A 12,875-nucleotide genomic window follows, 5' to 3' on the forward strand; every position below is an offset into this window, starting at 1 on the left:
TGCGGCACGCTGAACGCAGACCGCACCGCATCGGAGGAATCGTGGACACACCAGGACTTCCCGCGAAGATCGACCCGGACGTGCTGACCACCGTCCTCGATGGACGGTGGGCCGGGCTCCGCCGCGCGGTCCGTGAACAGATGGCCGCTGAGGTCTTCGAAGACCCGGTCGATGTCGAGACCGAAGCGCATCGCGCCCAGGTGCTCGAATGGCTGCGGCTGCTCGCCCGCACCGACCGGCCGGGGCTCGGCTTCGACCCGGCGTACGGCGGTGGCGGAGACGTCGGCGGCGCGTTGACGTCGTTCGAGATGCTGGGCTTCGGCGATCTCTCGCTGATGGTGAAGGCCGGTGTCCAATGGGGCCTGTTCGGCGGGGCGGTGCAGCTGCTCGGCACCGAACGCCACCACGAACGGTATCTGCGTGAGATCAAGGATCTGGAGCTGCTGGGCTGTTTCGCGATGACCGAGCACGGGCACGGCTCGGACGTCCAGCATCTGCGCACCACCGCCACCTACGATCCGGCGACGCGCGAATTCGTCGTGCACACGCCGGACCACGGCGCGATGAAGGAGTACATCGGCAACGCCGCCCGCGACGGCGAACTCGCGGTGGTGTTCGCGCAGCTGATCACCGGTGACGAGTCGCGCGGGGTGCACGCGTTCCTGGTGCCGATCCGCGGCGAGAAGGCGCGTGGTGTCGAAATCGAGGACTGCGGACGCAAGGCGGGCCTCAACGGCGTCGACAACGGGCGGCTCACGTTCGACCAAGTGCGGATTCCGCGCGAGGCGCTGCTCAACCGGTTCGGTGACGTCGCCGAAGACGGGACATACACGAGCCCGATCGACAGCGACGGCCGCCGGTTCTTCACGATGCTCGGCACGCTCATCCGCGGCCGGGTCAGCGTCGCGGGCAGCGCCGGCAGCGCGACGAAACGCGCGCTGGCGCTGGCGATCCGCTACGGCGAGCAGCGGCGGCAGTTCGCGCGGCCCGACGGCGAGGAGGTCGTGATCCTCGACTACCGCGCCCACCAGCGGAAACTGCTGCCCGCGCTGGCGACGTCGTACGCGCTGCACTTCGCGCAGGAAGGGCTCGTCTCGAAGCTGCACGACATCGCCGAGGACGCGCCGGAGGAGGAGCAGCGAGAGCTGGAATCGCGCGCCGCCGGGATCAAGGCCGTCTCGACCTGGCACGCGACGGCGACCATCCAGGCGGCCCGAGAGGCATGCGGCGGCTCCGGCTATCTCTCGGAGAACCTGCTCGCCGGGCTGAAGGCCGACACGGACGTCTTCACCACCTTCGAGGGTGACAACACCGTGCTGCTGCAGCTGGTCGCGAAGGGGTTGCTGACCAGCTACAAGGACCACTTCCAGGATCTCAGCCCGCTCGCGACCGCGCGGTTCGTGGCGGAGCAGCTCGTCGAGGCCGTGATCGAACGGACGTCCGCGCGCAAGGTCGTCGAGCGGCTCACCGAAGCCGACGACGGCGACGTGCTCTACTCGCGCGAATGGCACCTGAAGCTGTTCGAAGACCGCGAAGAGCATGTACTTGCCGGCGTCGCGCAGCGCCTGCGTAAGGCGGGCTCGGATCCCTTCGGCGTCTTCAACGACGCGCAGGATCACGTGCTGCGCGCCGGGCGGGTGCACGTCGACCGGGTGGTGCTGGAAGCGTTCGTCGACGCCATCGAGCGCTGTGCCGACGCGGAGGCCCGTGAGCTGCTGGAGCGGGTCTGCGACCTCTACGCGCTCGCGAACATCGAGGCGGACCGCGGCTGGTTCCTCGAACACGGGCGCCTGACCTCCGGGCGCTCGAAGGCCGTCACCGCCGCGGTGAACGCGCTGTGCGCCGACCTGCGCCCGCACGCGCGGACCCTCGTGGACGCCTTCGCTATCCCCGAGCCGTACCTAGCGGCTCCGATGCTGCGGGACTGACCTCGGCGCGCTGCTCTGCGAGCTCGGCCCGCAACGCCTTGACCTCGCGGGTCAGCTCGTCGAGATGCTCGCGGGTCACGGCCTGCGCGGTCTCGTCGGCCTCGGTGACCCGGCGGATCAGCCACGACGCGAGCGTCGCGGTGACCACACCGAGCAGCGCGATCCCGGCCACCATGAGCCCGACCGCGACGATCCGGCCGGTGCCGCTGACGGGATAGCGGTCGCCGTAGCCGACCGTGGTGATCGTCGTGATCGACCACCACACCGCGTCCGGGAAGTCGGTGATCGGCGCGTCGGGCTGGGTGCGCTCGGCGTCGAGCACGGCGAGCGCCGAACAGAACACGATGAGCGCCGTCGCGCCCACCGTGTAGACCACGACGCGGCCGCGCAGCGACAGGCCGGCGTTGCGGTTGAGGACGTTGAGCACCGTGACCAGCCGGAGCAGGCGCAGCTGCCGGATCAGCGGGAGCACGATGATCAGCAGGTCGAAGAGGTTGTTCTTCAGGAAAAGCCGTTTGTCCTCGGCGTGCTTGAGGCGGACGCCGTAGTCCAGGGCGAAGACCGCCCACGCGAGCCAGGTGACGACCTCGCACCAGACCCGCCCGGTGTGCCCGAGCGAGGGCTGGAGGATCGGCCAGGCGTACGCGGCCAGGAACAGTACGGCGGCGGCGTTGAGCGGCCACTCCATCCGCTTTTCCCACATCGGACGTCTCCTCACCTGGCCTTTCCCAGGTGCGTACGTTAAGCGATGTCGAGGGCCGTTCCATAGAGTTTGTCGGTTTTGAGGGTGATGTAGAGCCTTCGCTCGCCTTCGGGTGTCCGCGTGACTTCGGAGAGTTCCGCCTTTCCTTCCACGACGGCGAATTTCCAGTGGTCATCGCTGGAGACGTAGAGGGAGGCGGTCGGGTTGTTGCGCAACTGCTTGACCTTGAGGCGGTCTTCGGTCGTGCTGATCCGGATCTCGCGCGTCTCGGGGTCCCACGCGTAGAGGACTGTGGAGAGATGCGGGCGGCCGTCACGCTTGACGGTCGCGAGGGCGCCGAAGGTGTGTTCCGCGATGAAGTCGCTGAGGGCCGCGTCGTCGAGGCGGCGGGGCGGTGCGTTCTTGGCCATGCGGCGATCATGGCTGGGGTTCCTGGGCGCCGGAAGAAGGCACTTTCTTGTGCCAGAGGGAACACGCGTGTGTCCGTCCTGGTCACCGGGCGATCGGCTCGCTCCGGTGATCGAGTTTCCGCCGCGCAACCGATGTACTCGGCCGATCGACCTCGTGGGGAGGACGTATGCCGAGGACTGGCAACTGGTCGTGAGTGGCGATTCGGGTTCTAACCCGAATCGCCACTCACGACCGCCTGTACCGATCGGTGGCTTCGCGTGATCAGCCGGACGGCACGTGTGATCAGACGGACGACACGCTCGCGGCAAAGCTTTCGCCGTGAGTCGTCCGTCCAGACACGCGTGTCGTCCGTCGGATCACGTGTGTCGTCCGTCCAATCACGCAAGACCGCTAGTAGGTACCCAGGGCAGGTTCAGGTTCGAACCCGAATCACCACTCACGACCCCACGCGAGGCTAGGCGTACATGGCCAGCCAGATCGCGATGTAGTGCGAAACGGCGGCGAGAACCGTGCAGGCGTGGAAGTACTCGTGGTACCCGAAGGTGTCCGGGAAGTGGTTCGGCCACTTGACCGCGTAGAACACCGCGCCCAGTGTGTAGAACAGCCCGCCGACGCAGAGCAGGACGAGCGCCGCGACGCCGGCGTGCGTGGCCAGTTCGGGCAGGACGAAGACGGCGACCCAGCCCAGCGCGATGTAGATCGGCACGCCCAGCCAGCGTGGCGCGTTCGGCCACAGCATCTTCAGGGTGACCCCGCCGATCGCGCCGCCCCACACGATCGCGAGCACGATGTACCCGGTCGGCTGGGACATGGCCAGAAGGGTGAACGGCGTGTAGGTGCCGGCGATGAACAGGAAGATCATCGAATGGTCGGCGCGCTTCATCCATTCGTATGCTCGTGGGCTCCACAAGCGACGGTGGTACAGCGCGCTGACGCCGAAGACGCCGAGCACGGTCAGGCCGTAGACCGAAGTGGACAAAGCGGCGATACCCGACACAGTGGACGCCGCGAGACTGATGAGGGTCGCGGCTCCGGCGACAGCGCCGAAGAAGGACCAGAAATGGATGTGCCCACGCAATCGAGGACGCGTGTCCACCACGGGCGTGGGGCCGGACGGCTGGGGTTCGGTCGCAACGCTCACTCACTCAGGTTACGGCACCGTAGGTTTTTCGCCAGTGTCCGTGGCGCGTCCCACTGGGGCCCGCGGGGTGACTAGTCTCCACTGGCGTGAGTCTTCGGTCCTTCTTGTCAGACGTCGTGTACAGCGCCTACGGCAGGCGCCTGATCCAGCAGGCCAAGGGGCGCCATCCACGCCACATCGCCATCATGCTGGACGGCAACCGCCGCTGGGCGCGCGAAGCGGGCTTCACGGACGTCGCCGACGGGCACCGGGCCGGGGCCAAGAAGATCGCCGACTTCCTGAGCTGGTGCAACGAGGCCGACGTCGAGGTCGTCACGATGTGGCTGCTTTCGACGGACAACCTCGGCCGCGCGGCCGAGGAGCTCAGCCCGCTGCTGAAGATCATCACCGACGTCACCGACGAACTCGCCGCGCCGCACACGCCCTGGCGGCTCCGCATCGTGGGAGCCCTCGACTTACTGCCGCCGGAGGTCGCGAAGGCCCTCAGCGCGGCCGCGGAGCGCACTGAGGGGCGCTCCGGGATGGAGGTCAACGTCGCGGTCGGTTACGGAGGGCGTCAGGAGATCGCCGACGCGGTCCGCAAACTCCTGCTCCAGCACGCCGACGAAGGCACCTCGATCCGCGAACTCGCGAAGATCCTGGACGTCGACCATATTTCCGAACACATGTACACCTCGGGCCAGCCCGATCCGGATCTGATTATCCGTACCTCGGGTGAGCAGCGGCTTTCCGGATTCCTGCTCTGGCAATCGGCGCATTCTGAATTCTGGTTCACCGAAGCTTATTGGCCCGCATTCCGCCGCGTCGATTTTCTCCGCGCCATGCGCGATTACGCGTGGCGGCACCGGCGCTTCGGTTCCTGACCGGTGACATGACGAAGGCCCCGGCGTGCACTCCGGGGCCTTCGACGTCTTCACTGAGGATCAGTGGTGGTGGTGCTCCAGCGAGTGGAGGATCAGGGCCGGGGTGGTGGCGATGCCCGTGTAGGCACCCGCGACCAGCGAAGCGGCACCGTAGCCCAGCGCGCCGCCGCCCTCGATGAAGGTGTTGTAGGCGTCGCCGAACGTCGGGTCCGGGGTGCCGGAGGTGTCCCCAGTGGCGGCGAACGCGGTCCCGCCGACCATCATGATGCCCGCGGCGACGGCGGAAACGAAACCAGCCTTCTTCAGCACTTCGCACACTCCTTGGTAGAGATATTCAGGGATCGGGGGCACCGAAATCCGGTGGGGGTGTCCCGCAGTGAGAAAATTACTCGCTATTCAGGAGTTGTGACCGTTGCGTAAGCCCATTGTGTGAGGCCGAAAAGGCGCGTTTCACTCGGTCCGGTTCTCTGTCTCGGTCACAAAATGCGGCCCGCTACCAAGCGTGGTAGAACCCTCGATCCCATCAGGTGAACGCCCTGCGTCGCGTTAATCCATCCGGGTCGCATCGACGAGCGTCCCTGAATGGAGATCATCACTACATACCGTGACGGTGACCAGGTGTTGATGTCACGCGACTGACAGTGAGATGACGGTTTGGCGAATCACCGTGGTGGCTGCCTGCGCGATCGGCCGGACGCAGGTACCTTCCGGAAGTGAGGGTTCGCGTCCCATGCGGACTCTCGCGGGAGGCCCTGGTCGTGGCGGTTGTCGACAGGGCGGCACAGCCGCCCAGTGGATGCACGAGGGGGCCGGCACCCGGCCCTCGCGGCCGTGCCGACTGACGTCGGAAGACGTTGGAAGGAGCGGTTAGCCAGGGAGGTGCCCGGCCCAGCGAGTGCGGGCGTGGTGCCACGCCCACGAGGGAGATGCCGTCGTGACTGCGCAGCGTTCACCCCGCAAGGCCTCTGGCCGTTCTTCGACCGGTGCCTCTGGCCCGGAGAAAGCCTCGATCTCGCCCGAATCCCAGCGGTCCACTTACGTGCTCGACACGTCGGTCCTGCTCTCTGACCCCTGGTCGGTGACCCGTTTCGCCGAACACGCGGTCGTGCTCCCGCTGGTCGTCATCAGTGAACTGGAGGCGAAACGTCACCATCCCGAACTGGGGTGGTTCGCGCGCGAAGCGCTCCGCATGCTCGACGACCTGCGTCGTCAGCACGGCAGGCTCGACGCGCCGATCCCGATCGGTGAGCACGGCGGCACCCTGCAGGTGGAGTTGAACCACTCCGATCCCACGGTGCTCCCGGTCGGCTTCCGCACCGACTCCAACGACCACCGCATCCTCGCCTGTGCGCTCAATCTGGCGGCGGAACGCGCGTCGGTCACGCTGGTGACCAAGGACATCCCCTTGCGCGTCAAGGCGGGAGCCGTCGGCCTCGAAGCCGACGAGTACCGCGCGCAGGAGGTGACGCCCTCGGGCTGGACGGGCATGGCGGACGTGGACGTCCCGCAGACCCTCGTCGACGCGCTGTTCAGCGGGTCTTCGGTGGATCCGGCGGAATTCGGGATGCCCGAGGTCGGTGAACTGCCCTGTCACACCGGGTTGAGGTTGCTCGCGGGCAGTTCGAGCGCGCTGGGCCGGGTCACCGCCGACAAGCGGATCCGGCTCGTGCGCGGTGACAAGGAGGCGTTCGGGCTGCACGGCCGGTCGGCCGAACAGCGGGTGGCGCTGGATCTCCTGCTGGACTCCGACGTCGGCATCGTCTCGCTGGGCGGACGGGCCGGGACGGGTAAGTCGGCGCTCGCGCTCTGCGCGGGGCTGGAGTCGGTGATGGAACGCCGCCAGCACCGCAAGGTGGTCGTGTTCCGGCCGGTGTACGCGGTCGGCGGCCAGGAACTGGGCTACCTGCCCGGTTCCGAGAGCGAGAAGATGCAGCCTTGGGCGCAGGCGGTGTTCGACACCCTCGGCGGGTTGGTCAGCCAGGACGTCCTCGACGAGGTCTTCGACCGCGGCATGCTCGAGGTGCTGCCGCTGACTCACATCCGCGGCCGGTCGCTGCACGACACGTTCGTCATCGTCGACGAGGCGCAGTCCTTGGAGCGCAACGTGCTCCTGACCGTGCTTTCGCGGCTGGGCACGGCCTCGCGGGTCGTGCTCACGCATGACGTCGCGCAGCGCGACAACCTGCGGGTCGGGCGGCACGACGGCGTTTCCGCGGTGATCGAGAAGCTCAAGGGGCATCCGCTGTTCGCGCATGTCACGTTGACCCGCTCCGAGCGTTCGCCGATCGCGGCGCTCGTCACCGAAATGCTGGAGGACCACGGTTAGGCGCATGTCATGAAAGGGTCGTTCAGGACATTTTCTGTCCTGAACGACCCTTTCATGACACTCACGACACCGGTTTCGCCCAGGGGAGCGGCCGTCCGTCCACGTCATCGGTGAGTTCGACGCCGAGCATGGCCGAAAGGGACGAACCCAGATCGACGACGTCCAGATCCGGCAGCTTCGCACCCGGCTCGAAACCGGGGCCGCTCGCGAGCAGGAGTCCGTCCGGCCGGTGGTCCCCGGTGCGCCAATGCTCGTCCGGGCCGTAGACGACGCCGGTCTTGGGCGACCAGACCGTCTCGATCGGCCCCGTGCGGGCCCAGTCGATCAGCAGATCCGGCAGTGTGTCGTCGGCTTCCCGGTCGTAGTGGTCGCTCGTGCGGGAAACCTCGCGCACGACGGGCTTCCCCGACGCGACGTTCACCAGCGAAAGCAGGTCTTCGGTCAGTTGCTCGCACACGGCTTCGTATTCCGCGCCGGGCCGGACGACGCCGTGCGGTTCGCGGCCGGCCAGGTTGATCCGCACCCCGCCGAAGACGAAGTTGTTGGGAGACAGGAAGAATCGCTGCTTCGACCGCTGTTCGGCGGTCGCCCAGTTCGGCACCGCGGGCAGCGGGGACGCCGCCAGCCGCTTGCGCAGCAAGGGCATCGCGGCCGAAGCGAGCTTCGTCCTCAAAGGACCGGGGAGCGCGGAGTAGGCGCGTTTGGCCGTCGTCATCGCGCCGCCGCCCCGCAGCCCTTCGGTCTCCACCGTGTCGAGGAGCCGCAGGATTTCGTGCAGCAGATGGCTTCCCTCGTACCGCGATCCCATACCGTGACTCAGCAGCACGAAGACCGTGGTGTCCGGTCCGGCCAACGCGAGATGCTCGCCGATCGCCTCGTCGAGGCCGCGGTAGACCGCGCGGATCGGATCCAGTTCCGCGGCGAGCGCCACGTCGTGGTCGCGGTGCCCCGGGTCGTGCAGATGCCACTGCTGGTGGCCGATGCTGTGGGATTCCCCGTACACCGAAAGGAAAAGATCCCAATCGCCCTCGGCGAGCAGCTTCGTCGACACCTGGGTCTTCTGCCCGATCCCGGCGACGAGCCCGTGGGTCAGCGCGCGTTCCTCGTCGGGTGTCCGATGTGGACCTTCGCGGTGGAGGTAGTCGTCCGGTGCCCAGTCGCGGACCAGGTCGGGCTCGGCGGTGAGGATGGGGGTGAGCCCGAACTCGGCCTCGATCTCCTTCGCCAGCTCCGGTGGTGAGGTGTGGAAGCCGAAATGCCGGTCGTGGCAGGCGTATTCGCTCACCATGGCCCCGTTGATCGGTTTGTCCGCACGGGAATGCGGGACGTCGAGTACGGCGACCCGTTTCCCCGCGTCGGAAAGCGTCTCCCAGAACGGGGTCCCGCGGATCTCCAGCGGGCTGGTCAGCCGCCGTTCGTAGGTTTTGGTGTCGACCTCTTCCCAGCAGTGGAACCCGGTCCGCGCGGCGGTGCGCGCGGTGAAGAAGCTGCTCCACAGCGAGCCGACGAACAGGCCGTAGGGATTGTGCGTGGTCGCCGAAGCGCTGGTTTCGAGCAGGCGCGCCAACGTCGGCACCTCACCCGTGGCGGCGAGTTCCCTGATCGTGGTGGGATCGCACGCGTCGAGTGCGACCACGAGGATCTTGGCGGGCTCGGTCATACTCGGTGCTCCGGTCCTGAATGCTTGCGGCGGATGGCGGCGAAGTCGTCGTCGTAGGTCGGCCCGTGGGAAAGCCGGTCCCCGGAAGTCGTCGTGTAGTAGCAGGAAATCGCCGGGACGACCAGGGGCGCGCGGTCGGCGGTCAGCGCCAGCAACAGGTCCCAGTCGCCCATTTCGACCAGCGATTCGTCGAACCTGGCTTCCGGCAGGCCCGCCCGGTGCGCGACGGCGCCGATGTCGGCGAGGTTCTCCTGTACCAGGGTTTCCCGGTCGTAGCGGCGCAGGAACAACGTCGGCAGCCCGCCGATGTCGTCGATGACGAAGCCGCCGTAGGCCGCGGTGATCTCCGGATGCTCGCCGAACGCCCAGCCCAAGGCCTTGAGCCACAAGGGATGCATGGTGTTGTCGTCGTCGAGGTAGGCGACGACGTCGCCGGTGACCTCGGCCAGCCCGGCGTTGCGGGCGGCACAGACGCCGCCGTGCTCGACCCGGATCGAACGGATCCGCGGGTCCTCGAAACCGGCGATCACCTTCGGCGTGGAATCCGAACTGGCGTCGTCGACGATCACCAGTTCCCAGTTCTGGTATCGCTGCGCCAGCACCGAAGCGACGGCACGCGGCAGCAGCGCGGCCCGGTCGTGGGTGGGCAGGACGATCGAGATCTTCGGTGCGGCAAGGAGTTCGTGCTGATCGATCCAGTGCGTGAACGTGCGGACGTCACGCGCGGCCTCGAGGTTTTCGGTACGGAGGTGCAGGCCTTCGAACGCGGTGTCGTGGCCGCCGAGCCAGCCGTCGAGCGCTCCCTGCCGCGCGTCGAGGGCGGCCTGCCGGTCTTCGACGGTGGAGATGCGCGCCTCGCCGTCCCGCAGTGCCTTGCCGTGATCTTCGAGCCAGGCGGTGCGATGCTCCAGCGTCGCGCGCAATCGTTCGATCTCCGCCGCCTGCTCCGCGAGCGCGGACCGCAGCTCGGCGATTTCCCCGTTTTCCGCGTGGCGGCGGTCGTCCTTCGCCGCCGCCACGATCCGTCTCAGGCGTCTCACCCGGTGCACCCTAGTGCTTCCGGTGCGCGGAATCACCAGCCAGACGGCAGCGGACGCCCTTCCGCGAAGCCGGCGGCGGACTGGATCCCGAGCAGCGCGCGCTCGTGGAACTCCTCCAGCGTCCGGGCACCCGCGTACGTGCAGGCCGAACGGACACCGGAGCCGATCGAGTCGAGCAGGTCCTCGACGCCGGGGCGAGCCGGGTCCAAGGCCATCCGCGACGCCGAAATGCCCTCTTCGAACAGGCCCTTCTTGGCGCGCTCGAAGACGTTGTCCGTACGCGTGCGGGCGCCGACGGCGCGCTTCGACGCCATGCCGAACGACTCCTTGTACGGCTTGCCCTGCTCGTCGTAGCGCAGGTCGCCCGGGGATTCGTGGGTGCCGGCGAACCACGAGCCGACCATCGCCGCCGACGCGCCGGCGGCCAGCGCGAGCGCGACGTCGCGCGGATGCCGCACGCCGCCGTCCGCCCAGACGTGTTTGCCCAGTTCACGGGCCGCGGCCGCGCATTCGGCGACGGCGGAGAACTGCGGGCGCCCGACGCCGGTCATCATCCGGGTCGTGCACATGGCGCCGGGGCCGACGCCGACCTTGACGACGTCCGCTCCCGCGTGGATCAGGTCCCGCGTGCCCTCCGCGGTGACCACGTTCCCGGCGACCACCGGCACCTGAGGGTTCACCGACCGGACGGCCTTCAGTGCGGAGATCATCTTCTCCTGGTGGCCGTGCGCGGTGTCGACCACCAGCACGTCGACGCCCGCCGCGAGGACGGCCTCGGCCTTCGCCGCGACGTCGCCGTTCACGCCGATCGCGGCGGCGACGCGCAGGTTGCCGCCGTCGTCGACGGCCGGCGTGTAGATCTCGGCGCGCAGGGCCGCGATCTCGGTCAGGACGCCCGCGAGCCTGCCGTTCTCGTCGATGCCGAGCGCGAGGCGGCCGCCGTGGTCGTGCAGTCGCTCGAACACCTCGCGCGGCGGAGTGTCCAGCGGGACCGTGACGACCGCGGGCTCCGCGACGTCGGCCAGCCGCGCGAAGCGGTCTACGCCGGCGCAGGCCGCTTCGTCCACGACGCCGACGGGCTTGCCGTCCTCGTCCACCACGACGACGGCGCCGTGGGCACGTTTGCCGACGAGGTTCAGCGCGTCGGCCACCGCGTCGCCGCCGGTCAGCACGAGCGGGGTGTCCCACACGGTGTGACGGCTCTTGACCCAGGTGACGATGTCGGCGACCGCGGCCACGTCGACGTCCTGCGGCAGGACGACGAGCCCGCCGCGCCTGGCGACCGTTTCGGCCATCCGGCGGCCCGCGACGGCGGTCATGTTGGCGACCACGATCGGGATCGTCGCGCCGGTGCCGTCCACAGTGGACAGGTCGACGTCGAAACGGGACTCCACGTCCGACCGGTTCGGCAAAAGGAACACGTCGTCGTAGGTCAGGTCGTGAGCGGGCCCATGCCCGTCGAGAAAGCGCACGAGGCCCCAGGATACCCGCGTGGGACAATGACGGCATGACGGACCGGGACCGTGACGAAGCCGGACGAGCCCGCAACGCGCGCCCGCGGGACGGTCTCGGCAGGCCGCTCCCGTACGGCGCCGACGGTGTCGAGCGGCAGCCCGAGGGCATCGAACGCAGCCCGGAGGACACCATCTCCGAGGCGCAGCGCCTGCTCGACGCGGGCCGCCCGTTCCACGCGCACGAGGTTTTCGAGGACGCGTGGAAGTCCACCGACGGGCCGGAGCGGGAGCTGTGGCGCGGCCTCGCGCAGCTCGCCGTCGGCCTGACCCACGCGGCCAGGGGGAACGGCAACGGCGCGGCTTCGCTGCTGGAGCGTGGTGCGGACAACATCGAGCCGTTCCGCGAGGACGGGCCGCACGGGATCGACATCCCGGGGCTACAGGCCTGGGCGAGGGCGATGGCCGAAGAAGTGAAGGTGCGGGCGCGGGTGGAGCCGGTCGCGCCTCGCCTATTGGGCCAGTAGAGCCGAGCCGGAGCGGTACAGCTCGATCAGCAGCGGTCGCAGCTCCAGTCCCGCCGGGGTGAGCCGGTAGCTGGTCCGGCTCGGGAAGCCCGGCAGTTCTTCGCGGACTGCGAGGCGTCGCGCGGTCAGGTCGCCGAGGCGTTCTGTCAGCACCTTCGCCGACAGTTCGGGCAACGCCGCGCGTAGGTCGCTGAAGGACCGTGCCCCGCCCATGAGTTCTCGCAGCACCAGCGTGGTCCAGCGGCCCGAGATCGCGGCGAGCGCGACCTCGACCGGGCAGTCCGGCTCCGGCCGCCGGGTGCGGCCGCGGGCGTCCGGGACGAGCTCGCCGTCGAAGGTTTCCGTTTGGTGACCTGCTTCGCGGTCCGTTTCGCTGTCCGCATGACGCATTCCCCCAGTGTGCCTTTGACCACTGACCCGGCCGAACATCCCTTTGTCTTCCAGGCCGCCTTCAACACCGGATCCGCCGAAATCCTCGACACGGTCTACGAACCGGACGCCGTGTTCGTCCGCCGGGACGGCGTGCGGGTGACCGGCGCGGACCGCCGGGCCGCGAACGGCGGGATCATGGCGCTCGGGCAGCCGATCGAGGTGACGCCGCGCCAGGTGCACGTCGCCGGTGACCTGGCGCTGCTGATCGTCGACTGGAGCATCGAAGGACACCTCGCCGCGACGGCGACCGACGTCGCGAGGCGTGGCGAAGACGGGTTCTGGCGCTACGTGATCGACAACCCCTTCGGCATCGCCACGCCTTGAGTACTCGACATACCGCGAGTATGTTACTTCGAGTAGGGATACTCCTCAGTAGGTAACGGCGGGAGAGAG

The 12,875-nt window shown here is 68.4% G+C and carries 13 protein-coding genes; 5 read left to right on the forward strand and 8 right to left on the reverse strand.

The window, feature by feature from the left end:
• The first annotated feature begins 41 nt into the window (after positions 1-41).
• Complete coding sequence (locus AVR91_RS39465) at positions 42-1,928, forward strand: acyl-CoA dehydrogenase family protein (RefSeq protein ID WP_063277612.1); 1,887 nt, start codon at positions 42-44, stop codon at positions 1,926-1,928.
• Here the strand turns inward: AVR91_RS39465 and AVR91_RS39470 are convergent.
• From AVR91_RS39470 to trhA, 3 genes are all read right to left on the reverse strand, one after another.
• A complete protein-coding gene (locus tag AVR91_RS39470) occupies positions 1,885-2,631 on the reverse strand; it encodes a potassium channel family protein (protein WP_063277611.1) in 747 nt (248 codons plus the stop codon). The genes AVR91_RS39465 and AVR91_RS39470 overlap by 44 nt on opposite strands.
• 38 nt (positions 2,632-2,669) lie before the next feature.
• Positions 2,670-3,041: a pyridoxamine 5'-phosphate oxidase family protein gene (locus AVR91_RS39475; RefSeq protein WP_063823237.1), complete on the reverse strand. Its 372-nt coding sequence runs from the start codon at positions 3,039-3,041 to the stop codon at positions 2,670-2,672.
• A gap of 455 nt (positions 3,042-3,496) precedes the next feature.
• On the reverse strand, positions 3,497-4,138 hold the full coding sequence (trhA, locus tag AVR91_RS39480) for a PAQR family membrane homeostasis protein TrhA (protein WP_037342457.1): 642 nt from the start codon (positions 4,136-4,138) through the stop codon (positions 3,497-3,499).
• 131 nt (positions 4,139-4,269) lie between these two features.
• Between trhA and AVR91_RS39485 the strand changes: the two genes are divergently transcribed.
• Positions 4,270-5,046, forward strand: coding sequence for an isoprenyl transferase (locus tag AVR91_RS39485; RefSeq protein WP_037306485.1), 777 nt, complete (start codon positions 4,270-4,272; stop codon positions 5,044-5,046).
• A 60-nt stretch (positions 5,047-5,106) separates the two neighbouring features.
• On the opposite strand, the gene AVR91_RS39490 is transcribed toward AVR91_RS39485, so the two are convergent.
• Positions 5,107-5,355, reverse strand: a complete 249-nt coding sequence (locus AVR91_RS39490; protein WP_016337182.1) for a hypothetical protein — start codon at positions 5,353-5,355, stop codon at positions 5,107-5,109.
• 730 nt (positions 5,356-6,085) lie between these two features.
• Here AVR91_RS39490 and AVR91_RS39495 point away from each other — a divergent pair.
• Entirely contained in the window at positions 6,086-7,372 is a 1,287-nt protein-coding gene (locus AVR91_RS39495) for a PhoH family protein (protein WP_016337181.1), read from the forward strand.
• A gap of 61 nt (positions 7,373-7,433) precedes the next feature.
• Here AVR91_RS39495 and AVR91_RS39500 read toward each other — a convergent pair whose 3' ends face one another.
• Genes AVR91_RS39500 through guaB1 form a run of 3 tightly spaced genes read right to left on the reverse strand, consistent with a single transcriptional unit; the run spans position 7,434 to position 11,544 of the window.
• Positions 7,434-9,032, reverse strand: coding sequence for an alkaline phosphatase family protein (locus AVR91_RS39500; protein ID WP_063277610.1), 1,599 nt, complete (start codon positions 9,030-9,032; stop codon positions 7,434-7,436).
• A complete protein-coding gene (locus AVR91_RS39505) occupies positions 9,029-10,072 on the reverse strand; it encodes a glycosyltransferase family 2 protein (protein WP_063277609.1) in 1,044 nt (347 codons plus the stop codon). The genes AVR91_RS39500 and AVR91_RS39505 overlap by 4 nt, the downstream gene beginning before the upstream one ends.
• Before the next feature lie 32 nt (positions 10,073-10,104).
• A complete protein-coding gene (gene guaB1, locus AVR91_RS39510) occupies positions 10,105-11,544 on the reverse strand; it encodes a GMP reductase (protein ID WP_063277608.1) in 1,440 nt (479 codons plus the stop codon).
• A gap of 35 nt (positions 11,545-11,579) precedes the next feature.
• Between guaB1 and AVR91_RS39515 the strand changes: the two genes are divergently transcribed.
• Complete coding sequence (locus AVR91_RS39515; RefSeq protein WP_063277607.1) at positions 11,580-12,050, forward strand: DUF309 domain-containing protein; 471 nt, start codon at positions 11,580-11,582, stop codon at positions 12,048-12,050.
• Here AVR91_RS39515 and AVR91_RS39520 read toward each other — a convergent pair.
• A complete protein-coding gene (locus AVR91_RS39520; RefSeq protein WP_063277606.1) occupies positions 12,036-12,440 on the reverse strand; it encodes a winged helix-turn-helix transcriptional regulator in 405 nt (134 codons plus the stop codon). The two genes, AVR91_RS39515 and AVR91_RS39520, sit on opposite strands and share 15 nt — an antisense overlap.
• 9 nt (positions 12,441-12,449) lie before the next feature.
• Between AVR91_RS39520 and AVR91_RS39525 the strand changes: the two genes are divergently transcribed.
• The gene (locus tag AVR91_RS39525) at positions 12,450-12,806 is read left to right on the forward strand and encodes a YybH family protein (RefSeq protein WP_228709459.1); all 357 of its coding nucleotides are present in this window, start codon (positions 12,450-12,452) and stop codon (positions 12,804-12,806) included.
• Positions 12,807-12,875: the final 69 nt, after the last annotated feature.

The organism is Amycolatopsis keratiniphila subsp. keratiniphila (assembly GCF_001620365.2).
Lineage (GTDB): Bacteria > Actinomycetota > Actinomycetes > Mycobacteriales > Pseudonocardiaceae > Amycolatopsis > Amycolatopsis keratiniphila.

What these genes read in the sequence shown, in the direction of transcription:
- AVR91_RS39500 (WP_063277610.1), bottom strand. Translation starts at nt 9,032, where the DNA reads ATGACCGAGCCCGCCAAGATCCTCGTGGTCGCACTCGACGCGTGCGAT.
- AVR91_RS39520 (WP_063277606.1), bottom strand. Translation starts at nt 12,440, where the DNA reads ATGCGTCATGCGGACAGCGAAACGGACCGCGAAGCAGGTCACCAAACG.
- AVR91_RS39470 (WP_063277611.1), bottom strand. Translation starts at nt 2,631, where the DNA reads ATGTGGGAAAAGCGGATGGAGTGGCCGCTCAACGCCGCCGCCGTACTG.
- AVR91_RS39515 (WP_063277607.1), top strand. Translation starts at nt 11,580, where the DNA reads ATGACGGACCGGGACCGTGACGAAGCCGGACGAGCCCGCAACGCGCGC.
- AVR91_RS39475 (WP_063823237.1), bottom strand. Translation starts at nt 3,041, where the DNA reads ATGGCCAAGAACGCACCGCCCCGCCGCCTCGACGACGCGGCCCTCAGC.